Source organism: Phaeobacter sp. JH20_29 (assembly GCF_048056175.1).
Taxonomy (GTDB): Bacteria; Pseudomonadota; Alphaproteobacteria; order Rhodobacterales; family Rhodobacteraceae; genus Phaeobacter; species Phaeobacter bryozoorum.
On sequence record NZ_JAYMWO010000005.1, the window covers coordinates 315810 to 342214 of the forward strand.

Sequence of the window (26405 nt, forward strand, 5' to 3'; positions counted from 1 at the left end):
TTGACGATGCAAGCATGATTGACCTTTTGATGCTGCGCTCTTTAATGACAAGGGTAGGGGCGGGCAAAGCCTTGCGCAGAAACGGCAGCGACCACACATAGAGTGCGATGAACAGCAGTAGTGACATTCTGAAGGATATGAACGACCGGTCGCGGGACGTGTTCCGCGCTGTTGTGGAATCCTATCTTGAGACGGGAGACCCGGTTGGCAGCCGTACCCTGACGCGCTCCCTGAACGAGAAGGTAAGCGCCGCCACGGTGCGTAACGTAATGCAGGATCTGGAGCATCTGGGGTTGCTGAACAGTCCGCACACCAGTGCCGGGCGGGTGCCAACACAGGTCGGTTTGCGGATGTTTGTTGATGGTCTGTTGGAGGTCGGTGATCTCAATAATCAGGATCGTCAAAAAATTGATGAAACCATGGGTACGAATTCCGGGACCGGGTCCGCAGGTCTTGCAGGTATGTTGGATCGTGTCGGCTCCGCGCTGTCAGGCGTGACACGGGGAGCATCTCTGGTGCTGACGCCCAAGCACGAGGCAGAGATCCGGCACATCGAATTCGTCACCCTGGCCCATGATCGCGCTCTGGTCGTGCTGGTGTTCTCAGACGGCCACGTGGAAAATCGTCTGTTCACGCCACCGCCGGGGCAAACGCCAAGTTCGATGCGGGAGGCGGCAAATTTTCTGAACGCTTTGATCGAAGGGCGCACATTGGGCGATGTGCGCGGTTCGATACAGGAAGAGATCAAGGCCCGTCAGCAGCAGATCGACGTTCTGGCCCGTGAAATGATCGAAAGCGGTCTGGCGGCTTGGGAAGATGAGGGCAGCGATACGGCGCGACTGATTGTGCGCGGCCGGGCGAATCTGCTGTCGGAAGGGGGGGCGGCTGAGGAGCTGGACCGGATCCGAAACCTGTTTGATGACCTCGAACGGAAGCGCGATATCGAGGAGTTTCTCCAGCTGACCGAGGATGGCGAAGGTGTGCGCATTTTTATCGGTTCGGAGAACAAACTTTTTTCACTTTCGGGTTCCTCTTTGGTGGTGTCTCCCTATATGAACGCGGATCGAAAGATCATTGGTGCGGTGGGTGTCATTGGCCCGACCCGCCTGAATTACGGCCGGATCGTGCCGATTGTGGACTATACGGCGCAACTGGTCGGGAAGCTTCTTTCCGACCGGACTTAGAGGTGAAATATGGCAGAGCCCAAGAACGACGATTTTTTGGACGACATCACAGAAGCCGAAGCGGAAGAGCTCTCTGCGCAGACTGAAGAATATGATGATGCTGCACTGGAATTGGACAGCCTGCGTGCCGAACGGGATGAACTGAAAGACCGTTTCATGCGCGCGCTGGCGGATGCGGAAAACGCCCGCAAGCGCGGCGACAAGGCGCGTCGCGAAGCTGAGCAATACGGTGGGTCCAAACTGGCACGTGACATGCTGCCGGTATACGACAACATGAAACGCGCGATTGAAGCGGCGACCGATGAGCAGCGTGAAGTTTCTGCAGCGCTGATCGAAGGCGTCGAACTCACCATGCGGGCGCTGCTCGGCGTGTTTGAAAAACATGGTATGCAGGTGATCGCGCCGGAAGTGGGCGATAGATTTGACCCGCAGGTGCATGAAGCCATGTTCGAAGCTCCGGTTCCGGGAACCAAAGCCGGCGATATCATTCAGGTATCTGCCGAGGGGTTCATGCTGCACGACCGTCTTCTGCGCCCGGCGCAGGTTGGCGTGTCTTCGACACCGGCAGGTTGATACCGGCGGTCGTAGGCGGGCCTATGGCCCGTGCCTGCGGCGCGAGTATTTTTGGAAAGATGACAAGCGGCCCTTGGTGATCCAAGCTGGCCGCTTTTCTATGTCAGCTCGCGGCCTCCTTCAGGCGGTAGAGTGCCTCCAGCGCCTCTCTTGGTGAGAGATCGTCAGGGTGGATGTCACCCAGGAGCTGTTCCAATTGTGACGGGCCTGCCGGAGCTTTCGGTTGCGGAGGCGGGGCGGCTGCAAACAGCGGCAAATCGTCGATCTGAATTTTGCCGGCGCCACTGCGGCTGCCTTCCTCCAGCATGTCGAGCACATCGCGGGCCCGGGTGACAACGCTTGCCGGGAGCCCTGCGAGCTGGGCCACCTGTACCCCGTAGGAGCGATCTGCTGCGCCTTTCTTCACTTCGTGAAGGAAGATCACATCGCCTTCCCATTCCTTGACTGAAACCGTGGCATTCTCGACGCCAGGCAATTTGCCGGCGAGCTGGGTCAGCTCGTGATAATGGGTGGCAAACAGCGCCCGGGCTCGGTTGACCTCATGCAGGTGTTCCAGTGTTGCCCAGGCAATCGAGAGGCCGTCATAGGTTGCGGTGCCGCGTCCGATTTCATCGAGGATCACCAGCGCCCGGTCATCCGCCTGATTGAGGATTGCTGCGGTTTCGACCATTTCCACCATAAAGGTTGACCGGCCCCGTGCGAGATCGTCAGAGGCACCGACACGGCTGAACAATTGGCTGATCAGCCCGATATGAGCGCTGTCGGCGGGTACATAGCTGCCGATTTGCGCGAGTATGGCGATCAAGGCATTCTGGCGCAGAAAGGTTGATTTGCCGGCCATATTCGGGCCGGTCAGCAACCAGATCGCGGCACCACCGTTGGCCGTGAGTGCACAGTCATTTGCCACAAATGAAGTTCCACCCTGCTGGCGCAGGGCCTGCTCCACAACTGGGTGCCGTCCACCGGTGATGTCAAAGGCTCGGGAGTTATCAACCGATGGTCGTTGCCAGTTCTCACCTAGGGCCAGATCGGCAAGCGCTGTAACAAGATCCAGTTCCGCCAACCCGCGCGCGGCAGCATTCAATCTCGCGGCATGGTCGAGAATAGCGCAGGAAAGCCTTGTATAGAGCCGTTTCTCTATTTCCAAGGCGAGGTTGCCCGCGTTCAGGATGCGTGTTTCGATCTCACTGAGTTCGACAGTGGTGAAACGCACCTGGTTGGCGGTGGTCTGACGATGAATATATGTCTCTGACAATGGGGCAGAGAGCATTTTCTCGGCATGGGTTGCCGTGGTTTCAATGAAGTAGCCCAGCACATTATTGTGCTTGATCTTCAACGAGGTGATACCGGTGTGGTCCGAGTATTTCTTTTGCAGGGCCGCAATGACGGACCGCCCTTCGTCGCGCAGGGTGCGGGCTTCGTCCAGATCGCTGTCGTAGCCTTCGGCAATGAAACCGCCGTCGCGCGCCAAAAGTGGCGGTTCTGCGATCAGCGCTGCGTCAAGGAGGGGGAGGAGATCATCAAACCCGGTCAGGCCAGCGAGTGCCTGCTGCAACAGCTCAGGCATCTCCATCGTCGCGCATAGATTGGAAATCGCCTCCGCCTGGATCAGCGTATTGCGTACGGCGGCGAGGTCTCGGGGGCCGCCACGCTCAAGCGCAAGGCGGGAGAGTGCCCGATCAAGATCAGGTGTTTTGCGCAGGGTGGCCCGCAGAGATTGGGCCAGCTGCGTTTGCTCGACGATGAAGTCCAGAGACGCCAACCGCGCTCTGATTACATCGAGATTGCGGGAGGGGCTGGACAGCCGTTGTTCGAGCAGACGCCCACCGGCGGGCGTCACCGTGCGATCAACCACTGAAAGCAACGAGCCGCTTCGCCCCCCGGTCATCGAGCGGGTGAGTTCCAGGCTGCGGCGGGTTGCGGCGTCAATCTGCACGACGCGGTCTTCGGCTTCCTGTACCGGTGGCTGGAGAAGGGGCAATTTGCCCTTCTGGGTGATATCAAGATAGTCGATAACCGCGCCCATCGCCGAAATCTCGGCGCGGCTGAAGGTGCCGTATGCCTCGAGCGTCGAGACCTTGAACAGATCGCAGATACGTTTCTCAGCAGCGCTGCTGTCGAAGCTGGACTTGGCCAATGGGGTCACGGGGATCTGGTGGTCGTCAGCTATGGGACGCAGATGATCCAGCGCTGGGCCATCAGCCACAATCAGTTCGGAAGGGGCCAGACGCGCCAGTTCGGGCGATAGTCGCACGGCCGCGACGGGCATCACGTGAAATGCACCCGTCGAGATATCGGCCCAGGCAAGCGCCGCCTGGTCGCGCAATTCGCAATAGGCGGTCAGAAAGTTATGACGACGCGCCTCCAGCAGGGAATCCTCGGTGATGGTGCCGGGTGTGACCAGTCGCACCACATCGCGTTTCACAACGGATTTGGACCCGCGTTTCTTGGCCTCTGCGGGGCTTTCGAGCTGTTCACCGACCGCCACGCGAAAGCCTTTGCGGATCAGCGTCAACAGGTATCCCTCCGCCGCATGGACGGGCACGCCGCACATCGGGATATCCTCGCCTTCGTGTTTACCGCGTTTGGTCAGCGCAATGTCGAGCGCTTCGGCAGCGTTTACGGCATCGTCGAAGAACATCTCGTAGAAATCACCCATGCGGTAGAACAGGAGGGCATCCGGGTACTGCGCCTTGATGTCGAGGTATTGGGCCATCATCGGCGTGACTGTGGACAAAGTTCGGCTCCGTAAAATGGGGGATTTGGTTGGCGCGACCTTACAAATCAGGCGACTGCGACGAAAGGTGAAAACGCAACTTCGTTGAGATGATGCGCGTGCTGAGCTATGACGCTTGGGACAGTGAGAGGACACCCAAAGCCAATGCCCAAAGCCAAGATTACCAACGAAGAGGCGCTTGCCTTCCATCTGGAACCGACACCCGGAAAATGGGAGATCAACGCAACGGTCCCGATGACCACGCAGCGCGATTTGTCGCTGGCTTACTCGCCCGGTGTAGCTGTGCCCTGCGAGGCGATCGCCGCGAACCCGGAGACGGCTTATGATTATACGAACAAGGGCAACCTTGTGGCCGTGATCTCCAACGGGACCGCGGTGCTGGGTTTGGGAAATCTGGGTGCGCTTGGATCCAAACCGGTAATGGAGGGCAAGTCGGTCCTGTTCAAACGATTTGCGGATGTGAATTCCATCGACATCGAGTTGGACACCGAGGATCCGGATGAGTTCATCAAGGCGGTGCGCCTGATGGGGCCGACGTTTGGCGGGATCAATCTTGAGGATATCAAGGCGCCGGAGTGTTTCATTATCGAGCAGAAGCTCAAGGAAGAGATGGATATCCCGGTCTTCCATGATGATCAGCACGGCACCGCTGTGATCTGCGCGGCCGGCCTGATCAATGCACTGCATATCTCTGGCAAGAAAATCGAGGATGTGAAGATCGTCCTCAATGGTGCCGGAGCTGCCGGCATTGCCTGTATCGAGCTCCTGAAAGCTATGGGCGCGCGGCATGAGAACTGTATCGTCTGTGATACCAAGGGCGTGATTTATCAGGGGCGCACCGAAGGTATGAACCAGTGGAAGTCGGCCCACGCCGTCAAGACGGAACTGCGCTCCCTTGAAGAGGCCATGAAGGACGCGGATGTGTTCCTTGGCGTTTCTGTCAAAGGGGCGGTGACACAGGACATGGTAAAATCCATGGCCGACAATCCGGTGATTTTTGCGATGGCAAACCCGGATCCGGAGATTACACCGGAAGAAGCCCATGAAGTGCGCGTTGATGCTATCGTCGCCACAGGCCGATCAGACTACCCCAATCAGGTGAACAACGTGCTGGGGTTCCCATATCTGTTCCGCGGCGCACTGGATATTCATGCGCGCGCCATCAACGACGAGATGAAAATTGCCTGCGCCCATGCTCTGGCAGGTCTTGCGCGTGAGGATGTGCCGGATGAGGTGGCGCTGGCCTATGGGAAATCGCTGTCCTTTGGCCGTGACTACATCATCCCGACTCCCTTTGATCCGCGTTTGATCCATCGCATTCCGCCAGCAGTTGCCAAGGCTGGTATGGACACTGGTGTCGCGCGTCGGCCGATCATAGATATGGATGCCTATGAGCACGGCCTGCGTGGTCGGATGGATCCGACTCAGTCGATCCTTCGCGGATTGAACGCGCGTGCACGCGCAGCGCAATCGCGGATGATCTTTGCCGAAGGTGACGATCCCCGCGTCTTGCGTGCGGCGGTGATGTATCAACGCTCCGGCTTTGGTAAGGCGCTGGTTGTTGGACGCCCCGATGATGTGCGTAGCAAGCTGGAAACAGCCGGGCTGGGGGATGCGGTTCGTGAGTTGGAAATCGTGAACGCGGCCAATACTCAGCATTTCGAAACCTATAAGGACTTTCTTTATGAGCGGCTGAATCGCAAGGGGTTTGACCGTAAGGATGTTCACCGGCTGGTTGGCCGTGATCGCCATGTGTTCTCGGCCCTGATGCTTGCGCACGGGCATGGTGACGGCTTGGTCACCGGGGCGACGCGGAAGTCGGCGCATGTGCTGGACCAGATCAATCATGTGTTTGATGCGGATGCGACAAATGGATCGGCTGGTGTAACCGCACTGCTGCACAAGGGTCGTATCGTTCTGATCGGTGATACATTGGTGCATGAATGGCCGGATGAGAATGATCTCGCCAATATCGCCGAACATGCGGCCGGGGTGGCCCGTCATATGGGCCTGGAGCCACGGGTTGCGTTTGTGAGCTTCTCGACCTTTGGCTATCCGGTCTCCGAACGGGCCGAGAAAATGCACATCGCGCCGGCAGTTCTGGACAAGCGCGGCGTTGATTTTGAGTACGAAGGCGAAATGACGGTCGACGTGGCGCTGAACGCCAAGGCACAGGAGGCATATCCGTTCCAGCGTCTCACTGGTCCGGCCAATATCCTGATCGTGCCTGCGCGGCACTCTGCGTCGATCTCGGTCAAGTTGATGCAGGAAATGGGGGGCGCTACAGTTGTTGGTCCAATCCTGTCCGGTGTTGATAAACCGATCCAGATCTGCTCCACCACGTCGACTGCAAACGACATTCTGAACATGGCGGTTCTGGCTGCCTGCAACATCGGGTGATTTCATGGCGATCTGGAATTTGGGCTCAATCAACGCCGACATGATCTATGCGCTGCCTCACATGCCAGCTGCGGGGGAAACTCTTGCGGCGGAGGGGCTGGAGCAGTTCCTGGGCGGAAAGGGAGCAAATATGTCTGTGGCCGCCGCGCGCGCAGGCAGTCATGTCTGCCATCTTGGCGCGGTCGGACCGGACGGGGCCTGGGCCGTCACGCGGTTGTTGGAATATGGCGTCGACACGCGCCATATTGCGCAGCTGGAGGTGCCGACCGGCCATGCAATCATCGCGGTTGATCCGTCGGGCGAGAACCAGATTATCCTGTTTCCCGGGGCCAACCGTCAGATCGGCGAAGATCAGGTCGGCTCTGCGCTGTCAGAGGCGAGTGCGGGCGACATATTGGTGATGCAGAACGAGACCAACATGCAGGCCGAGGCTGCACGAATGGGTCGCGATCTTGGCCTGAAGGTTGCCTATGCCGCCGCGCCTTTTGATGCAGAGGCAGTCCAGGCGGTCCTGCCGTATCTCGACTATCTGTTCCTGAACGAGGTCGAAGCTGAACAGCTGCGTGAAGCGACCGGCAAGACGCCCGAAGCGCTGGGCGTGTCAGATGTTATCGTGACTCTGGGGGCCAAGGGCGCGCGCCATTATGCGTGCGAGAGTGGTGAAACCCACGATGTTGCAGCGCATTCGGTTGTTCCGGTCGACACAACGGGTGCCGGGGATACCTTCACGGGGTATGTGCTCTCGGGATTGGACCGTGGCATGCCGATGGCGCAGGCCTTGGCGCAGGCCAGTCGCGCAGCTGCATTGATGGTCACCCGCAAAGGCACCGCCGATGTGATCCCCGACCTGAAAGAGGTGCAAGACGCAAGTTTCTGACGACATCAATCAGTCAATATGAAAAAGGCGCGTGTTCCACCGCGCCTTTTTCGTGCAGTTATCCATGGTGCCGCACCTAGTGCTGCTTGGCAAAAGGCGCTGCGGCCCCCCATAGCTGCAATACCCTTGCATCGCGACCACAGGCCTGCCGATATCGCTTATACGCCTCCGATTGACGTTTGGGACCAAATCGCGTGAGCACCAGCCGGTTCCCTTTGTAATAATCCTGATGGTAGGCATCGGCGGGATAGAATGCCGTTGCAGGCAGGATCGGTGTGACGATGGCCTGACCGAGTTCTGCTTGCGCCTTGGCCTTGGCAGCCTCTGCGGCAGATTTCTGATCTGATCCAGAGACGAATATGGCCGTTCTGTAGCTGTCGCCGCGGTCGCAGAACTGACCACCGGCATCTGTCGGATCAACTGACCTCAGGAACATGGACAGCAACTGATGGCGCGTAACTTTTTGGGGGTCAAACCGGATTTGAACCGCTTCGTAGTGACCGGTGCCGCCGGCGGTGACCTGTTTGTACGTAGGTGATGGCACGCTGCCGCCCGTGAAGCCGGATACTGCCGAGAGAACACCTGGAACGCTTTCAAAATCGCTTTCCACGCACCAGAAGCAGCCACCCGCCACGGTCAGGGTTTCGACGTTCTGGGCATGGGCCTGATGACCTTTCAAGGCCACGGCCAGCACCATGAACAAGGTCAGTACGATTGGTCTAAGGGATTTGGTCGAACGCATCATGGCCTCCATCGTTGCTCTACTGTGGCTCGGGGCTCTTTCGGGCTCAATCACATGACATGGTTTGTCACGGCTTGGTGACGGGAAGTTACCGCTTGGAAATGGGATCCAATGCTTCTAGCGTGCGCCTCGCAGGAGGAGCAGATGACCAAGAAAATGAGTACGCACCAAGCGGAAGAAGATCAGCGCAACGAAGAGATCCTGATCTATCTGAACGGCGAGATTGTTCCGAAAGCTGACGCCAAGGTCAGCGTCTATGACAGCGGTTTCATGCTGGGTGACGGCGTTTGGGAGGGGCTGCGCCTCTATGATGGGACCTGGGCCTTCATGGATGAGCATCTGGACCGCCTGTTCGAGGCTGCAAAGGCGATTGATCTGGATATCGGCATGTCCCCTGATCAGGTCAAACAGGTCGTGCTGGACACGCAGAAAGCCAATGGTATGACCACAGATGCCCATGCGCGGCTGATGGTGACACGCGGCGTGAAAACTCGGCCTTTTCAACATCCCTCGCTGTCGCAGCAGGGACCGACCTTCACCATCATCATGGAGCATTCGCGCCCTCACCTGCCGCGCCCGATCCGGCTGGCAACCGTGCCACATCTGCGCGGACTGCCGATGACGCAGGATCCGAAGCTGAATTCGCATTCCAAGCTCAACTGCATCTTGGCCTGTATCGCAGCCGAGAAGGCGGGCGCCGACGAAGGGCTGATGCTGGACGTGAACGGCTTTGTGAACACGACGAACGCCTGCAATTTCTTTATCGTGCGCAAAGGTGAAGTTTGGACCTCGACCGGTGACTACTGCATGAACGGGATCACCCGACAGAAGGTGATCGACCTGTGCCGCGCCAACGACATCCCTGTCTTTGAGCGCAACTATTCACTGGTGGATACCTACGGCGCGGAAGAGGCTTTCCTGACCGGAACCTTTGGTGCGCAGACGCCCGTGGGCGAGATTGATGGTCGCCAGATCGGTGAGGGTGCCATGGGGCCTGTGACCGAGCGGATCCGCTCGCTCTACAAGGATCTCATCGCGCGGGAGTGCGCCTGATGCGGATTGCGATGTGGTCAGGGCCGCGCAATCTGTCGACGGCGATGATGTATGCCTTTGGCAATCGCGGCGATTGTGCTGTGGTGGATGAACCTTTTTATGCGGCGTATCTGGCGAAAACGGGACTGGAGCACCCAATGCGCGCCGAGATCCTGGAGAGCCAGCCACAGGAGCCGGCAGCGGTCGTGGATTTGTTGCTGGGGCCGGTCCCGGCTGCAAAACCGTTTTTCTATCAGAAGCACATGACGCAGCATATGATCGAGGGCATACCCCGTGACTGGATGCGTGAGGTCACAAATGTGTTTCTGATCCGCCATCCGGCGCGGGTCATTGCCTCCTACGCGGAGAAACGGGAAAATCCGACGTTGGATGACATAGGGTTTCGCCAGCAGGCGGAATTGCTCGATCTGGTCCAGAGTTGGGGTCAGAGTCCGGTGGTTCTGGACAGCAACGATATTCGCAGAGATCCCGCGCAGATGCTGGAACGGCTCTGTGACAGGATCGAGATGCCGTTTTCCCCGAAGATGCTGTCATGGCCCATGGGCGGACACAAGGATGACGGCATCTGGGCGGCACATTGGTATGGATCTGTCTGGCAGTCGACGAAATTCGCAGGACCAGAAGGACCGTTGCCCGAGGTTCCGGATGAACTGCAACCGGTTCTGCAAGCGGCATTGCCCTATTACGAGCAGCTGCAAACGACAAAGATCTGACGGAAGGGAACGAGGGGGGCGCTGCCCCCTCGCGCCTGCGGCGCTTCACCCCCGGAGTATTTTTTGGAAAGTTGACAGGCCGCAGGGCTGCGTCGTGATCAGCCGATCAGCTTGCCCAGTTTCATTGCCACCCCCATATCACCTGAAATTTTCAGTTTGCCCATCATCACGCCGGTCATCGGGTTCAGTTTTCCGGTGAGCAGCTTCTTCAGGTTTTCGGTACTGATGCGGATGGTGCAGTCGGTGTCACGGTTTTCTGTCGTGGCATCGCCATCTGCGAGAACGATGACGCCATCGTCGCCGCAATCGAATTTCAACGAACCGTCAAAGTTTTTCCCGGTCAGCCCGGCGCGGATACCATCCGCCAGCGGTTGAAGTGCCATCGTCTCCCCCTCGGTATCTTTGCGCCAAGGGTTAGGCATCCGTCTGTCAGCAGGCAAGGGTGACCAAAGGGGAGGTTACGTCAGCTTTCAAGACAGGCTGCTACGGGTGACCGGGCAGGGGGTTCCGTCGAAAAACGTCTCTAATACTTGTGAATACACATCTGATGCGCCAGGAACGGCAGCAAAGAGCGTCATTGATGAGCAGAGTTTCCTGGCGTCAGTTTCGCCGAGGATGGACGCGGCGCTGCGGTCTTTGTGGGTGAGCAGCAGCTCGCTCGCCTCGGTCAACCGTGCGTTCAGGACCGGATGGGCCAGATACGCGGTGGCCTCCGTCAGATCCTCGATCCCGTAGAGCTGCGCCATATGGGACTGGCCAAGGTCAGCAAGCTGGGGAAAGACGAACCACATCCAGTGGCTCGTCTTTTTACCGGCGGAGAGTTCGGCGCGGACATCGTTCCAAACGGTGTCCTGCGCCTCGACGAACATCTCCATCTCTTCGGTCAGATCGTCGTCTATATCATCTTCGATATCGACGCGGTCGCTCATTTCTTCAACCGGCGCTCGCGAGAGGCGAGAAGTTTCAGCCGCAGCGCGTTGAGCTGGATGAAGCCTGCTGCGTCCTTCTGATCATAGGCACCTGCGTCTTCCTCGAAGGTGACATGTGCTTCGGAGTAGAGCGAGTGATCTGACCAGCGGCCTACGGTGGATACAGAACCTTTGTACAGTTTCACACGTACGGTGCCGGTGACATGTTCCTGGCTGCGGTCGATGGCGGCTTGCAGCATTTCGCGCTCGGGCGAGTACCAGAAACCATTGTAGATCAGCTCGGCATATTGCGGCATCAGCTGGTCTTTCAGGTGCATTGCGCCCCGGTCCATCGTGATGGACTCAATGCCGCGGTGGGCTTCGAGCAGGATGGTGCCGCCCGGTGTCTCATAGATGCCGCGGGATTTCATGCCAACAAACCGGCCTTCGACCAGATCGAGACGACCGATGCCGTGCTTGCCGCCGTATTCGTTCAGTTTGGTGAGAATGGTCGCGGGTGACATTGCCTTGCCGTTGATGCTGACGGCGTCACCTTTTTCAAAGCCGATCTCGATGAATTCAGCTTCATTCGGAGCATCCTCCGGGTGGACGGTGCGCTGATAGACATAGTCAGGCGCTGCCACGGCGGGGTCTTCCAGCACCTTGCCTTCGGAGGAGGTGTGCAGAAGGTTCGCATCCACGGAGAAGGGGGCTTCGCCACGTTTGTCCTTGGCCACAGGGATCTGGTGCGCCTCTGCGAATTCTAGCAGACGGGTGCGCGAGGTCAGATCCCATTCGCGCCAGGGGGCGATCACCTTGATATCAGGGTTCAGCGCATAGGCCGCCAGTTCGAACCGGACCTGATCGTTGCCCTTGCCGGTGGCGCCATGAGCAACCGCATCGGCGCCGGTTGCCTCGGCGATCTCGACCAGACGCTTGGAGATCAGCGGGCGCGCGATGGAGGTGCCCAGCAGGTAGAGGCCTTCGTAGACGGCATTGGCGCGGAACATCGGGAAGACGAAGTCCCGCACGAATTCTTCCCGTACGTCTTCGATGTAGATGTTCTCTGGTTTGATGCCCAGCAGCTCTGCCTTCTGGCGGGCAGGTTCCAGTTCCTCACCCTGGCCGAGATCGGCGGTGAAGGTCACAACCTCACAACCGTATTCGGTCTGCAGCCATTTCAGAATGATTGACGTATCAAGGCCGCCGGAGTAGGCGAGGACAACTTTCTTGGGCGCGGACATGGGATTTCCTCTTGATCAGAACGCCAGCGGCCTATCCGGTTTTTGACAGAAGAGCAAGGTTTTCCCCATATCGGAACCGGAGTGTCCGCATAGTGGTCGCGTGCGACGATTGAGCAGTATTGGAGTCTGAATAAATGATTGGCTGGAAGCTATTTCTACACTCGGTAAGCATGGTGCAGCGGAACGTCCCGCAGCTGATGCGGATCTTCCTTGTTCCCTCGCTGATTGCCATGGGGATTGCCTATTTGGCCATCGGTGGCTTGCTAGGCGATATTGGGCTTCAGGCGCGCGGGTTTGACGGCAACATGTTCTTTTCAGTTCTCTGGCGCATCGTTGGACTATGGCTTGTGATTGGCTTGATTGGCACGTGGACCGTGGTGGCCTGGCATCGCTACATTCTGCTGGAAGAGCATCCTCGCGGCTGGCTTCCAGCTTTGCATAAGGCGGAGATGGGCAACTATATCTTGGGTCTGATCAAGCTGTTTTTTATCGGAATGCTGTTCTTGTCTGTCCTGGCATTTATTGGGCCGGCCTTGATCCAGAGTCTCGGGATGGTTGGCCAATACCTGTTATTGGCCGCTGGCGCGCTGATCGCGATATTCATGTTCAGGTTTGCATTGGTCCTGCCGGCGGCGGCGCTTGGTAAGCCTATTGGTGTGAGTGAGTCATCGGCACTGACAACCGGCGCATTCGGAACCTTGTTTGTCCTTGGCCTCTGTCTTTTTGGTCTGCAGCTCGTGGCTGAACTGATCCTGTTCCTTGTGGCCGATGCTGTACTGATCGCGATGGTTCTTGAGATAGCGTTCTCTGTCGTGCTTGCGATCTTGAATATCAGTGCTCTCACGACGCTTTACGGCTACTACGTCGAGAAACGTGCGATCTGATCTGCGGTATTCTTCAGTATGCTTTGATCCTGCCCCCTTGTCTTGGGGGCGGGGTTGGGTCACTCAAGTGGCATGAGTGATTTTCAGACCCAGGCCCGGGCCGCCGAACAGGCCATGCGCGCGATTTTCCCTGCCACGCCGCTGCAGCGCAGCACGCTGCTGTCGGAACGGTTCGATGCGGATATCTACCTGAAACGAGAAGATCTGAGCCCGGTGCGGTCCTACAAGATCCGCGGTGCGTTTAATGCAATGCGTAAGCAGCTGGACCAATCGCTGTTTGTCTGTGCGTCAGCTGGAAATCATGCGCAGGGCGTTGCCTTTATGTGCCGCGAGCTGGACAAGCGCGGGGTGATCTTTATGCCAGTGACCACCCCTCAGCAGAAGATCCAGAAGACCCGCATGTTTGGCGGCGACAACGTCGAAATCCATCTGGTTGGCGACTATTTTGACGACACACTGTCGGCAGCTCAGACTTGGTGTGCAACGGAAGGCGGGCATTTTCTGTCACCATTTGATGATGATGATGTCATCGAAGGCCAGAGCTCCATCGCGGTCGAAATCGAGGCTCAGCTGGGCGCCGTTCCCGATCATGTGATCCTGCCGGTGGGCGGTGGTGGCATGTCGTCGGGCGTGGCCCGCTGGTTCGGCGACAAGGTGCATTGTCTTTTTGCAGAACCCTCTGGCGGCGCATGTCTGAGGGCGGCGCTAACTGCTGGACACCCCGTAGCACTGGACCATGTCGACACATTCGTCGATGGCGCCGCAGTTGGCCGCATCGGTGAGCGGCCGTTCGAGGTGCTGAAACATGTGCCCCTGCCGGACGTCCTGTCGATTGCCGAAGATCGGATCTGCACGACCATCCTTGAGATGTTGAACGTCGAAGGTGTGGTTCTGGAACCGGCTGGCGCGCTGGCGATCGAGGCCTTGCGCGATGTACGCTCCTGGATCCGTGGCAAGACGGTGGTCTGTCTCACGTCGGGCGGCAACTTTGACTTCGAGCGGTTGCCAGAAGTGAAGGAACGAGCACAGCGCTATATGGGGTTGAAAAAGTATTTCCTTCTGCGCTTGCCGCAGCGACCCGGGGCACTGAAGGAGTTCCTGGGTATTCTGGGGCCAGAGGATGATATCGCCCGGTTCGAATATATGAAGAAATCAGCGCGCAACTTCGGTTCTGTTTTGATTGGTATAGAAACCAAGCGACCTGAGAATTTCGCTGATCTCTACGTCCGGTTGGATGCTGCCGGCTTTGCCTATACCGACATCACCAGCGATGAAACCCTGGCGCAATTCGTGATCTGAGCAGGTGCTGGCTCAGAGCTTGCTGCTCATGTCGCGCAGGAACTCTTCTTTTGATGCCTCATAGCTGGCGATGATCGTGGCTGTGTCCACATCCTTTGCCTCGCCCTGTGCCGAACGGCGCTCGCCTTCCTGACAGAGGCGGGAGAATTGAGAGAAGCCCAAATTAAGGGCGCTGCCTTTCAGGAAGTGCAGGTCCTGTTCCAAGGTGGTCAGATCCGGGGATCTCAGCTTTTCGATGACGCCTTCGACCTCTTCGAGGAAGATCTCGACAACTTCAGAGAAGTCCTCAGCGCCGACTTCCTCGTGCAGCTCCTTCGCGCGTGACCAATCAATCATCTTTGCAATCCTTGTTTTGATATCGCATTTTACGATTGCTTTACTTATAAACTCGTAAATCACCGTTTAACGCGAGGCTAGATCCATATTTCGCAAACTTCACTTCCTGTTAAGCGAAGAGCGCGATAGTGACTTGCGTTTAAGGTATCTTGCGCCGTTTTTTGTGGGGTTCACTCGGTGTTGCCAGACAGTTCGATCGAAATAAACCAAGAGGTTACGACCAATTCGATCCGCCGTGTCCTGGTGGTCGATGACAGCCGTCTGCAGCGACGAATCCTGGTGGCATCACTGAAGAAATGGGGATTCGACGTCGTCGAAGCTGAAAGCGGCGAGGTCGCGATGGAGATCTGCGAGAGCGATCCGCCAGATCTGATCCTCAGCGACTGGATGATGCCGGGAATGAATGGGCTGGAGTTCTGCCGGGCGTTCCGGGCCAAATCGCAGGATAACTACAGCTATTTCATCCTGCTGACCTCCAAGAGTGAAAAGAACGAGGTGGCGCAGGGGCTGGATGCCGGCGCGGATGATTTTCTGACCAAACCTGTCAGTTCGGACGAGCTGCGCGCCAGAATCTCTGCGGGTGAGCGTATCCTGCGGATGCAGCGAGAACTCTCAGAGAAGAACCGGATCGTCTCGGATACGCTGGATGAATTGCAGCGGGTCTATGATGCTATCGACAAGGATCTGATTCAGGCGCGCAAAATTCAGGAATCGCTGGTTCCAGAACTGTCGCGAAAATTCGGGTCATCCACTGTCAGCCTGCTCTTGAAACCCTGCGGTCATATCGGTGGTGATCTGGTTGGCATGTTTTCACCCGGGGTGAATCGGATTGGCTTTTACTCGGTCGATGTCTCCGGTCATGGCATTACGTCCGCAATGATGACGGCGCGACTTGGCGGCTATTTGTCGTCGACCTATTTCGATCAGAACGTCGGCATGGAGAAGCGATTCAACCGCTTTTACGCCCTTCGCCAACCTGAAGAAGTTGCAAGCCTGCTGAATGCCCGGCTGATCGCCGACACCGGGATCGAAGAGTATTTTACTATGGCCTATTGCATCGTCGATCTGCGCAGCGGCGTGTTGAAGATGGTGCAGGCCGGCCATCCGCACCCATTGCTGATCCGCAAGGATGGCAGCACAGAGTTCATCGGGAAGGGCGGCGTTCCTGTGGGGCTGGTGCCAGATATCACCTATTCCCAAGAAGATGTGGTGATGGAGAAGGGCGACAGGCTGCTGCTGTATTCGGACGGTTTTACTGAGGCGCGCTTGGAGAATGGCGAGATGCTTGAGGCCGAGGGATTGGTGGATCTGATCGGCAAGTGCAACTCGGATCAGACCGGCCAGGAATTCCTCGACGATCTCTACTGGAACCTGACACAGGTGATGTCGTCGCAATACGGTTTGGAGGATGATGTATCCGCCACCCTATTCGAATATGAAGGCCCGTAAGCTGAGCCTTCACCGGGTCGCTCGCCAATCTTCGGCCGATTTCTAGCTTTGTCCCATCCATCGCGCGATATATCCGGCAAAGTGGCGATCACCGGCATTACCGAGCATCTCTTGCGCGACATCCGCTCGCATCCAGAGCGCTTCATGCAGTGGTTCGCTCGGGTCTGAGATCTGCCGGGCCGGGCGCGCAATATAGATATGGCAGAGTTTCTCAGCCCATAGATCATACTCCGGCATATAGGCAAATCGGCGGAATGCCCCCAGCTTGCGGGGGGAGGAAATGGTCCAGCCGGTCTCCTCCATCACCTCGCGGTGCAATGCAGGAATAGGTGATTCGCCCGGATCTATGCCGCCTCCGGGCAGCTGAATATCCGGGCCTGGATCCTGCTGGCAGGTCACCAGAAGCTTGCCATTTCGCGGCAAGAGAGCGTAGACGCCGGGCCTGCGCCGGTATCTTTTCGATTTATCCGGCGTATCGCCAAAACGTCTGATCACGGCGCTGACCTCTTCACTCTGATGGTGTAAACCCTATATAGGCCCGATATGCCAATCCACGGCGCGTAAGGAAACCCCATGACACTTGTATCGAAAATCGCGTGGGACGATACCGTCCTGCCCTTCCAGCTTGACGTATCGGACATGCGCGGCCGCGTTGCGCGGCTGGACGGTGTGTTGGATGGTATTCTGAAGCAGCATAATTACCCACCTGTCGTCGAGGCGCTGGTGGCCGAGATGGCATTGCTGACGGCTTTGATTGGTCAGACAGTCAAATTGCAATGGAAACTGTCCTTGCAGGTGCAGTCCAAAGGTGCGGTGAGGATGATCGCGACCGACTACTATGCCCCCCAGGCAGAAGGCGAGCCGGCCCGTATCCGCGCCTATGCCAGCTATGATGAAACACGGCTGACGGATGGCGCCCCCTTTGATCAGGTGGGTGAAGGGTATTTTGCGATTCTTGTCGATCAGGGTGAAGGGATGAAACCCTATCAGGGGATCACCCCTCTGGCGGGCGGATCGCTGGCCACCTGTGCCGAAGCCTATTTCGCCCAGTCCGAGCAGCTGCCAACGCGGTTCTCGCTCAGCTTTGGCCGTTCCGCCGAGCCTGGTGTGCCGGAGCACTGGCGGGCCGGGGGGATTATGCTGCAGCAGATGCCAAAGGCGTCTCCCTTTGTTGCCGATGGTACCGGCTCTGGCGATACGCTGGTGGCTGAAGATCTGGTGAACGGCGAAGAGGGCGAGAACTGGAACCGTGTGATGCACCTGCTTGCGACCGTCGAAGACATGGAGCTGATCGGCCCATCGGTAACGCCGACAGATCTGCTCCTGCGATTGTTTCACGAGGAACAACCGCGGGTTTTCGATGCCCAACAAGTCAAATTCGGATGTACCTGTTCCACCGAGCGGGTACGCGCAAGCCTGTCGATCTACTCCGCCAAGGACATCGCAACGATGACCACTGACCAAGGCCGCGTGACAGCCGATTGCCAGTTCTGTGGCGCCCATTATGATCTTGATCCGGCGACGCTGGGGTTTGAGGCCGATAAAACGGATGAGGCAGAGGGCGATAGTGCCTGATCTGCGAGAAAAGCTGACCGCTGCGCTGGGCGCTGAGGGGGGAGGGTCATCCGATTTTGATCTGAACCCGGACGTCGTTCTACCTGTTGATCGTAAATTGCGACCGGCAGGCGTTCTGGTGGCGATCAGCATCGCTGAGGGCGTGCCGCAGGTCATCCTGACAAAACGCTCATCGGCGTTGAAACATCATCCCGGCCAGATCGCTTTTGCCGGTGGGAAGCAGGACGCAGGTGATGCAAGCGTGACCGATGCCGCCCTGCGTGAAGCATGGGAAGAGATCGGGCTGCCGCGTGATCTTCCGCAGATTGTCGGTCACCTACCTGCGCATGAAACTGTCACCGGGTTCATGGTGACGCCGGTGGTGGCCCTGATTGATCAGACCTTTGATATCAAGGCCGAAGCTGGCGAGGTTGCCGAGGTTTTCAGTGTCCCACTCTCACATCTCTGCGATCCGTCTCGCTATCAGATCCAGTCGCGTCGCTGGCGTGGGGTGCGGCGAAACTACTTCGCTGTTCCATACGGTCCCTATTACATCTGGGGCGCAACCGCGCGGATGCTGCGCGGCCTCGCCGACCGGATGCAGTCATGAGATATCTGACCGCGCCCTGGCTCGATGATCCGGCTGTCCAGCGCGTCTGCGAGGCGCTGACCGAGGGCGGTGCGGAGGTCTATTTCGTCGGCGGATGTGTGCGAAATGCGCTATTGGGCGCGCCGGTTTCAGATCTCGACCTGTCCACTAACGCGCTGCCGCAACAGGTTATCGAACTGGCCGACAAGGCCGGCATCAAAGCCATACCAACAGGTATCGATCACGGCACTGTAACACTGGTGCATCGCGGTACGCCCTATGAGATCACCACCTTTCGTCGTGACGTTGCTACCGACGGTCGTCGCGCTCTCGTCGCATTTGCGGATCGTATCGAGGAGGATGCGGCGCGACGCGACTTTACCATGAATGCGCTTTACGCTCGCCCGGATGGGGAACTGGTTGATCCCCTGAACGGTCTTCCGGATCTGCGCGCGGGGATTGTGCGGTTCATCGGCATTGCCGAACACCGCATTCGCGAGGACTATCTGCGCTCGCTTCGGTACTTCAGATTCCACGCCTGGTACGGAGATGTGGATGCTGGGTTTGATCCGGACGCTCTGTCGGCGATCGCGAGCAACCTGGATGGCATCGCAACCCTATCGCGTGAGCGCGTCGGGAGTGAGATCCTGAAGCTTCTTGCAGCCCCCGATCCGGCGCCGGCGATTGCGATTATGCGGCAAATCGGATTGCTCGCATTGATTCTGCCGGGCAGCGATGATCGCGCCCTGGCACCGTTGATCCATCTGGAAGAGGGGTCCGCCGCCGATCCCATTCGCCGTCTTGCAGCGCTCGGCGGTAGCGCTCCGGGCGAGGTTCTGAGGTTGAGCAAATCTCAGGCCGCCGAGATACGCTTGCTTCGCAAAGAGGTTGAAGGAACCCAAAGTCCGGCTGCCCTTACCTATTATCATGGGGCGGCCATCGCCCGCAGCGTGATCCTGTTGCGATCTGCCCTGCTTGAGATGCCGATTTCGCCTGATTTAGAGACTGAAATCAATCTTGGCGCGTCCGCCGTATTCCCCGTGTCGGCGCAGGATCTGATGCCTGAACTCCAGGGGCCTGCTCTTGGCGCGGAGCTCAACTCCTTGCGTGATAAATGGATCAGATCCGGGTTTGCCCTGACGCGGAAAGAGCTGCTGGGACTGGCCTGAAGCGCACGTGCCGATTGTCGTGCGTCGCCCACCGCGTCAAAAGGGGTGACAGAGTGGAATTTTTTTCCTACCCATATGGGACCATCTTATGACGGGAGGAATACGCATGTATCACGGGATCTGGCGCAATTAACGCCTGACCTGTCCGACGTTTGTCGGAGGGGCCATGGCGATGGCCTTTGTTCGCATGACTATTCCATATGCTCAATTGTTGGAGCACCCGCATGTTTCGTTTCTTCGAAAACCTTATCGACCCCTATTGTGATTACCCGGAAACCGACACTCCGCCACGGCGACTTTGGCCGTTCCTGAAAGATTATTCGCAGCCCTTCAAAAAGGTCTTTGCGGCCACCGCGTTTATGTCGGTCATCGTCGCAGCCGTTGAAATCGGTCTGATCCATTACATGGGACGGGTTGTGGACCTGTTGTCCGGTGAACCGGCCGATGTCTGGCAGGCTCACGGGACAGAGTTGATCCTGCTGGCTGTATTTATCCTGACCATTCGGCCGCTGCTGCAGCTAGTGGATGTGCTGTTGCTGAATAACGCTATCCTTCCAAACTTCGGAACTTTGATCCGCTGGCGTTCACATAAGCATGTATTGCGGCAATCCGTTGGCTGGTTTGAGAATGATTTTGCCGGGCGGATCGCAAACCGGATCATGCAGACACCGCCTGCCGCTGGTGAGGTGGTGTTTCAGGTCTTTGATGCGATCACATTCGCATTGGCCTATCTGGCTGGCGCGGCTCTCTTGCTGTGGTTGGCGGACATGCGACTGATGATGCCCCTGCTGGTGTGGTTTGCGCTTTATGCGATGCTGATCCGCTGGACAGTGCGCCGGGTCGGGCCAGCCAGCCAAGCCGCCTCCGACGCCCGATCCACGGTGACCGGTCGGGTTGTTGACAGCTATTCCAACATTCATTCGGTCAAGATGTTCGCCCATCACGATACCGAACTGACCTATGCCAAAGAGGCGATTGAGCGTACGCGCAAGACGTTCCAGGCGGAGATGCGGCTCTATACAATCATGGATGCCGCATTGGTGACGCTGAATGGCCTGCTGATCGTTGGGGTGGTCGGTTGGGCGATCCTGCTGTGGATGCAGGGGCAGGCTTCAGTCGGGGTTGTTGCCTCTGCTACGGCGCTGACCCTGCGTCTCAATGCTATGACCGGGTGGATCATGTGGGCGCTGACCACGTTTTTCCGGCAGCTTGGTGTCGTGGCCGAGGGGATGGAAACCATTGCCCAGCCGATTGATCTGGTGGATGCAGCTGATGCCAAGCCGCTTGATTTACGCGATGGGGAGATGGAGCTCCGGCAGCTGTCCCATCATTACGGGCGCGGCTCTGGCGGTCTGGATCAGGTCAGTCTGACCATTCGTCCGGGAGAGAAAATCGGCCTGATCGGGCGGTCTGGTGCCGGGAAATCGACCTTGGTGAAACTGCTGTTGCGGTTCTACGATCCCGAGGGCGGGCAGATCCTGATCGACGGGCAAGATATCCGTACCGTCACACAGGACAGTCTGCGCGCCCAGATTGGGATGGTGCAGCAGGACAGTGCCCTATTGCACCGATCGGTGCGAGACAACCTGCTCTATGGTCGGCCTGACGCCAGCGAGGCCGAGATGATCGAGGCCGCAAAGCAAGCGCGGGCGCATGAGTTCATCCTTGACCTAGAGGATCCCGAAGGCCGCAGGGGCTACGACGCGCATGTCGGTGAACGGGGCGTGAAGCTCTCAGGCGGGCAACGTCAGCGAGTGACACTGGCTCGGGTAATCCTGAAGGATGCACCTATCTTGATTCTGGATGAGGCGACATCGGCGCTGGACTCAGAGGTTGAGGCCGAAATCCAGCAAACGCTATACGGGATGATGCAAGGCAAGACGGTGATAGCGATTGCCCACCGTCTGTCCACCATCGCCCAGATGGACCGTATTCTGGTTCTGGATGACGGTCGTATTGTCGAGGAGGGCACCCATGACGTGCTTTTGCGGTCAGAGGGCCTATATGCCCAGTTCTGGGCGCGGCAATCCGGCGGCTTCCTGAACATTGAGGCAGCAGAATGAAACTGGGCAATCTGATCGACGCATTTCAACCGGCCGACGGCGCCCCACCAGATCAGTTGGGGCGCTTTTTGCGATGGTGTCTGTCCGGCGCCTGGCCAATGCTCACGGTGGCTGCGGTCTTTTCGGCGCTCGCGGGGGGAATGGAGGCGGTCACGGCTTATATTCTGGGTCTGGTGATAGATACGGCGATAGCCAGCGGGCCGGACCGGTTCTTCTCGGCAGGTAATCTGGTGATACTTGCCGGTGCGTTGGGTTTCTTCCTGTTGTTGCGGCCGATCCTTTTTGGCCTCTCTGCGGCGTCCAACGCAATTATTGTGCAGCCGAACGTCAATCCGCTGGTGCTGTCCCGTCTCAATCGTTGGACAATGGGGCAATCGGTGCGTTTCTTCGATGATGATTTTGCAGGTCGCATCGCACAGAAGCAGATGCAGACTGCCAATGCGGTGACGTCGGTCGCGGTTGAGGTGATCAATGTCGTCGCCTTCGCGCTGGCATCACTGCTTGGCGCGCTGGCATTGCTAGGGGCGATTGACTGGCGGATCACTGGATTGTTCGTGGTTTGGCTGGTCGGGTATTTTGCCACAATCCGTTGGTTTCTGCCGCGCATCAGAAAGCGGTCTGCGGCCCGGGCTGGCGCGCGGGCTATGGTTACCGGGCAGGTGGTCGATACGATCACCAACATCAAAACGGTGAAGCTGTTCGCCCATGCCGATTTTGAAGAACGGACGGCACAGGATTCGATGGCCGATTTCCGTAACAAGGCGCTTCATTTCGGCTATCTGTCGGCGACCTTCCGGTTCTGTCTGATGACTCTGGCAGGAGTGCTGCCTGTCCTGCTGATTGGTGCTACGCTTGTGTTGTGGCGGGACGGGATGGCGACCGAAGGTGATATCGTTGCGGCGGGCGCGGTGTCGGTGAGGATCGCGCAGATGACGGGCTGGGTCAGCTTTACGCTGATGGCGATCTACTCCAACATTGGCGAAATCGAAAACGGCATGAAGACGCTAACGCGTCCTGACCGGGTTGAGGATCAAGACACCGCCAAGACGCTGCGGACCAAAGGTGGACGCATTGAATTCCGAAATGTCGGCTTTGCCTATGGGCGCGATGTCGGCGGTATTCAGGATGTTTCCCTGACAATTGAACCGGGTGAAAAACTGGGGATTGTCGGGGCTTCCGGCGCGGGGAAATCCACGCTCGTGTCGCTTCTGTTGCGGCTCTACGATGGGGAAAAAGGCCAAATCCTGATCGATGGGACAAACGTTTCAGAGGTGACGCAGAACTCGCTGCGCAGCCAGATCGGCATGGTCACGCAGGAAACCGCAATGTTCAATCGCTCGGCGCGCGACAATATCCTTTACGGTCGGCCGGACGCCAGCGAACTGGAGCTTATTGCCGCCGCTAAAAAGGCGGAGGCTCATGAATTCATTCTTGACCTGGAGGATGCACAGGGCCGCAGCGGCTATGATGCCCATCTCGGCGAACGGGGTGTGAAACTGTCCGGCGGCCAGCGTCAGCGGATCGCGCTGGCCCGAGCCATCCTGAAGGATGCACCCATTCTGGTACTGGATGAGGCGACCTCGGCGCTCGACTCCGAGGTGGAGGCGGCGATTCAGTCGGCGCTGGAGCGGGTCATGCAGGGCAAGACGGTTCTGGCCATCGCACACCGCCTGTCGACGCTGAGTGAAATGGATCGGATCATCGTCATGGATCAAGGTCGGATTGCGGAGGTGGGCACCCATGATGCACTGCTGAAGCAAGGCGGTCTTTACGCGAAGTTCTGGTCGCGGCAATCCGGCGGCTTCATTCGGACCGAAGGCGATGATGATGAGGTCGATCCGATCACTCGACGATCGTGGGATGCGGCGGAATAGGAAGTACTGAGCGCCCGCACAAAAGTCGTTCACACGCAGACTGCGCATTTTTCTTTTGCGCGGGCCAGTCGCAGGGTATGCAGCGGCCATGACACATGCAGCTAGAACCACAGCCACAATCATTCGTCTTGGCCATCAGGGGGACGGAGTCGCCGAGGGCCCGCTTTTTGCGCCGCGCACCCTGCCGGGAGAGACCGTCAGCGGTATTCGCGACGGGCACCAGCTCACGGATATCCGCATCGAGAACCCGTCAGAGGCACGCGTCCAGGCGCCTTGTCGGCATTATAAATCCTGTGGTGGCTGTCAGCTGCAACATGCGACAGATGATTTTGTCGCGGGCTGGAAGGTCGATATTGTGCGCAATGCGCTGGCTGCCCAGGGGATTGAGACGGCGTTTCGCCCGATCCACACCTCACCGCCACAATCGCGCCGTCGCGCCACGCTGTCAGTGCGCCGCACCAAGAAAGGGGCGATGGCTGGATTCCATGGCCGCGCGTCCGGGGTGATTACCGAGATACCCGATTGCCAGTTGCTGGCACCACAGCTTCTGGCTGCTGTGCCGATGGCGGAGGCACTGGCCATGGCTGGCGCCAGCCGCAAGGCACCGCTTTCGGTGACGGTGACCCTCTCGGAGGTTGGCGTTGATGTACTGGTGACCAACGGCAAGCCGCTGGATGGCGCGCTTCGGATCGCGTTGGCGCAGGTGGTCGACGCGCATCGTATTGCAAGGCTGACCTGGGAGGACGAGCTGATCGGTATGGAACAGCCGCCAACTCAACCCTTTGGTCCGGCACATGTCTGCCCGCCGCCGGGTGCCTTTCTACAGGCTACCCGTGATGGCGAGGCGGCCTTGCTCGCGGCGGTCGAGGAGGTTGTCGCGGGGGCAAAACGTCTCGTCGACCTATTTGCCGGCTGCGGGACTTTTTCGCTGCCACTGGCGAAAAACGCTGAGGTCCACGCTGTCGAGGGTGAAAGCGCCATGTTGCGCGCATTGGATGCCGGTTGGCGGCAGGCCAAAGGCTTGAAGAAAGTCACCACCGAGACCCGCGATCTGTTTCGCAACCCGTTGCTGCCGGAGGATCTGAATCCGTTTGGAACGGAGTTTGACGCTGCAGTGATTGACCCGCCGCGCGCTGGTGCTGAGGCCCAGGCCACTCAGCTGGTTGCAGCACGTACGAAACGGGTTGCCTATGTTTCCTGCAATCCTGTCACCTTTGCCCGTGATGCGAAGATTTTGACCGATGGCGGCTATCGGCTGGATTGGGTACAGGTGGTCGATCAATTCCGCTGGTCCTCGCATACGGAACTCGCGGCCAGCTTTTCCTACGTGGGGTAGAACCGGTGAGCATCAGTGCAAAACAAACCCTGAACCAGCGGCTTAGCGATCTTATCGCCAGTGATCGTTTTGGCAACTTCATCACTGTGGTGATTCTGATCAATGCCGTGACGCTGGGAATGGAGACATCTGATACGATCATGTCCCGGTTCGGGACGATCGTTCTGTTTGTCGATCAGCTGTGCCTGGGGATTTTTGTCGTTGAACTGCTGGCAAAACTCTGGGTACAGCGGCTGCGGTTTTTCCTGCGCGGCTGGAACATCTTTGACTTTGTGATCGTTAGCATCGCCTTTCTTCCTGGGGCGCAGGGGATGTCCGTCCTGCGGGCGCTGCGCATATTGCGGGTGTTGCGCGTCATCTCCGTTGCGCCGCGGCTGCGCCGGGTGGTTGAGGGTTTCATTACTGCGCTACCGGGCATGGGCTCAGTCTTCCTGCTGATGGCGATCATCTTCTACATCGGCTCCGTCATCGCGACGAAACTCTTCGCGGACAGTTTCCCGGAATGGTTCGGTAATCTCGCGCTGAGCGCATATTCCCTGTTCCAGATCATGACTTTGGAAAGCTGGTCCATGGGCATCGTACGCCCTGTCATGGAAATCTATCCCTATGCCTGGGCGTTCTTTGTGCCGTTTATCATGGTCACCACCTTTGCGGTTGTGAACCTCTTGGTCGGCCTGATCGTGAATTCGATGCAGGATGCCCATCACGAGGAAGAAGGCGAACGCACGGACGCTTATCGGGATCTGGTTCTGGCTCGGCTGGAGGCAATCGAGCAGCAAATCGCGACGCTGCAACCGCCGCACGAGAAGAAGTGATTTTGAATTTTCCACCGAAGATAGTAGTTGGAAAATGAGGCAAATCAGGCAGAGACCTAGAATAATGGATAGACGTACATTCGGATTGGGCGCCGCGGCGACCCTTGGGCTGGCGGGCTGCAGCTCCGGCCCTAGCAAATTCCGCAGTTATAATGGCCCCGAGGTAACCTCGGTTGTTGTCAATAAAGGCGCCCGCAAGGTCTATCTTCTGCACAATGAGGATATTCTGCGCGAATATGAAATGGAGCTGGGTTTCGCACCGCAGGGCCACAAGCAGATCGAGGGCGATGGCAAAACTCCCGAAGGCACCTATCTGATCGACCGGCGCAATCCCAACAGTCGTTATCACCTCTCCATCGGGATCTCTTACCCCAACGCACAGGACCGGGCAAAGGCAGCGGCGATGGGCAAGAAACCGGGTGGCGAGATTTTCATTCACGGTGAGCCAAACAACCCCAAGGAACGCAAACGCGCTGCGCGGGTGGATGACTGGACTGCGGGCTGCATTGCGGTCAGCAACGATGAGATCGAAGAGATCTATGCGATGGTGCGCGACGGTACGTTGATTACCCTGCGTCCCTGATCGTCTGCACTGTAACCGTGCCA

General features: G+C 58.1%; 24 protein-coding genes. 17 read left to right on the forward strand and 7 right to left on the reverse strand.

Going from position 1 to position 26405, the window contains the following annotated elements:
• The first annotated feature begins 107 nt into the window (after nt 1-107).
• A complete protein-coding gene (gene hrcA / locus VWZ85_RS04305) occupies nt 108-1184 on the forward strand; it encodes a heat-inducible transcriptional repressor HrcA (RefSeq protein ID WP_416587234.1) in 1077 nt (358 codons plus the stop codon).
• 9 nt (nt 1185-1193) lie between these two features.
• Entirely contained in the window at nt 1194-1757 is a 564-nt protein-coding gene (locus VWZ85_RS04310) for a nucleotide exchange factor GrpE (protein ID WP_340547127.1), read from the forward strand.
• 103 nt (nt 1758-1860) lie between these two features.
• On the opposite strand, the gene mutS is transcribed toward VWZ85_RS04310, so the two are convergent.
• Complete coding sequence (mutS, locus tag VWZ85_RS04315) at nt 1861-4476, reverse strand: DNA mismatch repair protein MutS (RefSeq protein WP_416587282.1); 2616 nt, start codon at nt 4474-4476, stop codon at nt 1861-1863.
• Between the two features lie 162 nt (nt 4477-4638).
• Between mutS and VWZ85_RS04320 the strand changes: the two genes are divergently transcribed.
• Complete coding sequence (locus VWZ85_RS04320; RefSeq protein WP_340547128.1) at nt 4639-6894, forward strand: NADP-dependent malic enzyme; 2256 nt, start codon at nt 4639-4641, stop codon at nt 6892-6894.
• Nucleotides 6895-6898: 4 nt separating this feature from the next.
• Nucleotides 6899-7771, forward strand: coding sequence for a ribokinase (locus VWZ85_RS04325; RefSeq protein ID WP_340547129.1), 873 nt, complete (start codon nt 6899-6901; stop codon nt 7769-7771).
• Between the two features lie 76 nt (nt 7772-7847).
• Here the strand turns inward: VWZ85_RS04325 and msrA are convergent, their stop codons facing one another.
• On the reverse strand, nt 7848-8513 hold the full coding sequence (gene msrA / locus VWZ85_RS04330; protein ID WP_340547256.1) for a peptide-methionine (S)-S-oxide reductase MsrA: 666 nt from the start codon (nt 8511-8513) through the stop codon (nt 7848-7850).
• Nucleotides 8514-8657: 144 nt separating this feature from the next.
• Between msrA and VWZ85_RS04335 the strand changes: the two genes are divergently transcribed.
• Both VWZ85_RS04335 and VWZ85_RS04340 read left to right on the forward strand, forming a co-directional pair.
• The gene (locus VWZ85_RS04335) at nt 8658-9566 is read left to right on the forward strand and encodes a D-amino acid aminotransferase (RefSeq protein ID WP_340547130.1); all 909 of its coding nucleotides are present in this window, start codon (nt 8658-8660) and stop codon (nt 9564-9566) included.
• Nucleotides 9566-10279, forward strand: a complete 714-nt coding sequence (locus VWZ85_RS04340) for an HAD family hydrolase (protein WP_340547131.1) — start codon at nt 9566-9568, stop codon at nt 10277-10279. The genes VWZ85_RS04335 and VWZ85_RS04340 overlap by 1 nt, the downstream gene beginning before the upstream one ends.
• A 98-nt stretch (nt 10280-10377) precedes the next feature.
• On the opposite strand, the gene VWZ85_RS04345 is transcribed toward VWZ85_RS04340, so the two are convergent.
• From VWZ85_RS04345 to VWZ85_RS04355, 3 genes are all read right to left on the reverse strand, one after another.
• Entirely contained in the window at nt 10378-10662 is a 285-nt protein-coding gene (locus VWZ85_RS04345; protein WP_416534335.1) for an SCP2 sterol-binding domain-containing protein, read from the reverse strand.
• A gap of 87 nt (nt 10663-10749) precedes the next feature.
• On the reverse strand, nt 10750-11208 hold the full coding sequence (locus VWZ85_RS04350; protein WP_416587236.1) for a DUF1810 domain-containing protein: 459 nt from the start codon (nt 11206-11208) through the stop codon (nt 10750-10752).
• Nucleotides 11205-12431 (reverse strand): argininosuccinate synthase, encoded by a 1227-nt coding sequence (locus VWZ85_RS04355; protein WP_416587238.1) that lies wholly within the window; start codon nt 12429-12431, stop codon nt 11205-11207. The genes VWZ85_RS04350 and VWZ85_RS04355 overlap by 4 nt, the downstream gene beginning before the upstream one ends.
• A gap of 134 nt (nt 12432-12565) precedes the next feature.
• Here VWZ85_RS04355 and VWZ85_RS04360 point away from each other — a divergent pair, with 134 nt between their 5' ends.
• A complete protein-coding gene (locus VWZ85_RS04360) occupies nt 12566-13315 on the forward strand; it encodes a hypothetical protein (RefSeq protein ID WP_416587239.1) in 750 nt (249 codons plus the stop codon).
• A 72-nt stretch (nt 13316-13387) separates the two neighbouring features.
• Nucleotides 13388-14614, forward strand: a complete 1227-nt coding sequence (gene ilvA, locus VWZ85_RS04365; RefSeq protein WP_340547136.1) for a threonine ammonia-lyase IlvA — start codon at nt 13388-13390, stop codon at nt 14612-14614.
• A 12-nt stretch (nt 14615-14626) separates the two neighbouring features.
• Here ilvA and VWZ85_RS04370 read toward each other — a convergent pair whose 3' ends face one another.
• On the reverse strand, nt 14627-14950 hold the full coding sequence (locus VWZ85_RS04370) for an Hpt domain-containing protein (RefSeq protein WP_340547137.1): 324 nt from the start codon (nt 14948-14950) through the stop codon (nt 14627-14629).
• A 177-nt stretch (nt 14951-15127) separates the two neighbouring features.
• On the opposite strand from VWZ85_RS04370, the gene VWZ85_RS04375 reads away from it, so the two are divergent.
• The gene (locus VWZ85_RS04375; protein WP_340547138.1) at nt 15128-16399 is read left to right on the forward strand and encodes a fused response regulator/phosphatase; all 1272 of its coding nucleotides are present in this window, start codon (nt 15128-15130) and stop codon (nt 16397-16399) included.
• Nucleotides 16400-16441: 42 nt separating this feature from the next.
• Here VWZ85_RS04375 and VWZ85_RS04380 read toward each other — a convergent pair whose 3' ends face one another.
• Entirely contained in the window at nt 16442-16894 is a 453-nt protein-coding gene (locus tag VWZ85_RS04380; RefSeq protein WP_340547139.1) for an NUDIX hydrolase, read from the reverse strand.
• Between the two features lie 78 nt (nt 16895-16972).
• Here VWZ85_RS04380 and VWZ85_RS04385 point away from each other — a divergent pair, with 78 nt between their 5' ends.
• The 8 genes from VWZ85_RS04385 to VWZ85_RS04420 all read left to right on the forward strand — a co-directional run bounded on the left by VWZ85_RS04385 (nt 16973) and on the right by VWZ85_RS04420 (nt 26382).
• Complete coding sequence (locus tag VWZ85_RS04385; RefSeq protein ID WP_416587240.1) at nt 16973-17974, forward strand: Hsp33 family molecular chaperone HslO; 1002 nt, start codon at nt 16973-16975, stop codon at nt 17972-17974.
• Nucleotides 17967-18563 carry a CoA pyrophosphatase gene (locus tag VWZ85_RS04390; protein ID WP_416587241.1) on the forward strand — a complete coding sequence of 199 codons (597 nt, stop codon included), beginning with the start codon at nt 17967-17969 and terminating at the stop codon, nt 18561-18563. The genes VWZ85_RS04385 and VWZ85_RS04390 overlap by 8 nt, the downstream gene beginning before the upstream one ends.
• A complete protein-coding gene (locus tag VWZ85_RS04395; protein ID WP_416587242.1) occupies nt 18560-19711 on the forward strand; it encodes a CCA tRNA nucleotidyltransferase in 1152 nt (383 codons plus the stop codon). The genes VWZ85_RS04390 and VWZ85_RS04395 overlap by 4 nt, the downstream gene beginning before the upstream one ends.
• A 224-nt stretch (nt 19712-19935) precedes the next feature.
• A complete protein-coding gene (locus tag VWZ85_RS04400; RefSeq protein ID WP_416587243.1) occupies nt 19936-21774 on the forward strand; it encodes an ABC transporter ATP-binding protein in 1839 nt (612 codons plus the stop codon).
• On the forward strand, nt 21771-23648 hold the full coding sequence (locus VWZ85_RS04405) for an ABC transporter ATP-binding protein (RefSeq protein WP_416587244.1): 1878 nt from the start codon (nt 21771-21773) through the stop codon (nt 23646-23648). Before VWZ85_RS04400 ends, VWZ85_RS04405 begins: the two co-directional genes overlap by 4 nt.
• Before the next feature lie 88 nt (nt 23649-23736).
• A complete protein-coding gene (locus VWZ85_RS04410) occupies nt 23737-24984 on the forward strand; it encodes a class I SAM-dependent RNA methyltransferase (protein WP_416534327.1) in 1248 nt (415 codons plus the stop codon).
• A gap of 5 nt (nt 24985-24989) precedes the next feature.
• Complete coding sequence (locus VWZ85_RS04415) at nt 24990-25799, forward strand: ion transporter (protein ID WP_416587245.1); 810 nt, start codon at nt 24990-24992, stop codon at nt 25797-25799.
• A 64-nt stretch (nt 25800-25863) separates the two neighbouring features.
• Nucleotides 25864-26382: a L,D-transpeptidase family protein gene (locus VWZ85_RS04420; protein WP_340547147.1), complete on the forward strand. Its 519-nt coding sequence runs from the start codon at nt 25864-25866 to the stop codon at nt 26380-26382.
• Nucleotides 26383-26405: the final 23 nt, after the last annotated feature.

What these genes read in the sequence shown, in the direction of transcription:
- VWZ85_RS04395 (WP_416587242.1), top strand. Translation starts at nt 18,560, where the DNA reads ATGAGATATCTGACCGCGCCCTGGCTCGATGATCCGGCTGTCCAGCGC.
- VWZ85_RS04310 (WP_340547127.1), top strand. Translation starts at nt 1,194, where the DNA reads ATGGCAGAGCCCAAGAACGACGATTTTTTGGACGACATCACAGAAGCC.
- VWZ85_RS04355 (WP_416587238.1), bottom strand. Translation starts at nt 12,431, where the DNA reads ATGTCCGCGCCCAAGAAAGTTGTCCTCGCCTACTCCGGCGGCCTTGAT.
- VWZ85_RS04420 (WP_340547147.1), top strand. Translation starts at nt 25,864, where the DNA reads ATGGATAGACGTACATTCGGATTGGGCGCCGCGGCGACCCTTGGGCTG.
- VWZ85_RS04405 (WP_416587244.1), top strand. Translation starts at nt 21,771, where the DNA reads ATGAAACTGGGCAATCTGATCGACGCATTTCAACCGGCCGACGGCGCC.
- VWZ85_RS04335 (WP_340547130.1), top strand. Translation starts at nt 8,658, where the DNA reads ATGACCAAGAAAATGAGTACGCACCAAGCGGAAGAAGATCAGCGCAAC.
- VWZ85_RS04360 (WP_416587239.1), top strand. Translation starts at nt 12,566, where the DNA reads ATGATTGGCTGGAAGCTATTTCTACACTCGGTAAGCATGGTGCAGCGG.
- ilvA (WP_340547136.1), top strand. Translation starts at nt 13,388, where the DNA reads ATGAGTGATTTTCAGACCCAGGCCCGGGCCGCCGAACAGGCCATGCGC.
- VWZ85_RS04340 (WP_340547131.1), top strand. Translation starts at nt 9,566, where the DNA reads ATGCGGATTGCGATGTGGTCAGGGCCGCGCAATCTGTCGACGGCGATG.
- VWZ85_RS04350 (WP_416587236.1), bottom strand. Translation starts at nt 11,208, where the DNA reads ATGAGCGACCGCGTCGATATCGAAGATGATATAGACGACGATCTGACC.
- VWZ85_RS04325 (WP_340547129.1), top strand. Translation starts at nt 6,899, where the DNA reads ATGGCGATCTGGAATTTGGGCTCAATCAACGCCGACATGATCTATGCG.
- hrcA (WP_416587234.1), top strand. Translation starts at nt 108, where the DNA reads ATGAACAGCAGTAGTGACATTCTGAAGGATATGAACGACCGGTCGCGG.
- mutS (WP_416587282.1), bottom strand. Translation starts at nt 4,476, where the DNA reads ATGATGGCCCAATACCTCGACATCAAGGCGCAGTACCCGGATGCCCTC.
- VWZ85_RS04345 (WP_416534335.1), bottom strand. Translation starts at nt 10,662, where the DNA reads ATGGCACTTCAACCGCTGGCGGATGGTATCCGCGCCGGGCTGACCGGG.
- VWZ85_RS04410 (WP_416534327.1), top strand. Translation starts at nt 23,737, where the DNA reads ATGACACATGCAGCTAGAACCACAGCCACAATCATTCGTCTTGGCCAT.
- VWZ85_RS04400 (WP_416587243.1), top strand. Translation starts at nt 19,936, where the DNA reads ATGTTTCGTTTCTTCGAAAACCTTATCGACCCCTATTGTGATTACCCG.
- msrA (WP_340547256.1), bottom strand. Translation starts at nt 8,513, where the DNA reads ATGCGTTCGACCAAATCCCTTAGACCAATCGTACTGACCTTGTTCATG.
- VWZ85_RS04370 (WP_340547137.1), bottom strand. Translation starts at nt 14,950, where the DNA reads ATGATTGATTGGTCACGCGCGAAGGAGCTGCACGAGGAAGTCGGCGCT.
- VWZ85_RS04385 (WP_416587240.1), top strand. Translation starts at nt 16,973, where the DNA reads ATGACACTTGTATCGAAAATCGCGTGGGACGATACCGTCCTGCCCTTC.
- VWZ85_RS04320 (WP_340547128.1), top strand. Translation starts at nt 4,639, where the DNA reads ATGCCCAAAGCCAAGATTACCAACGAAGAGGCGCTTGCCTTCCATCTG.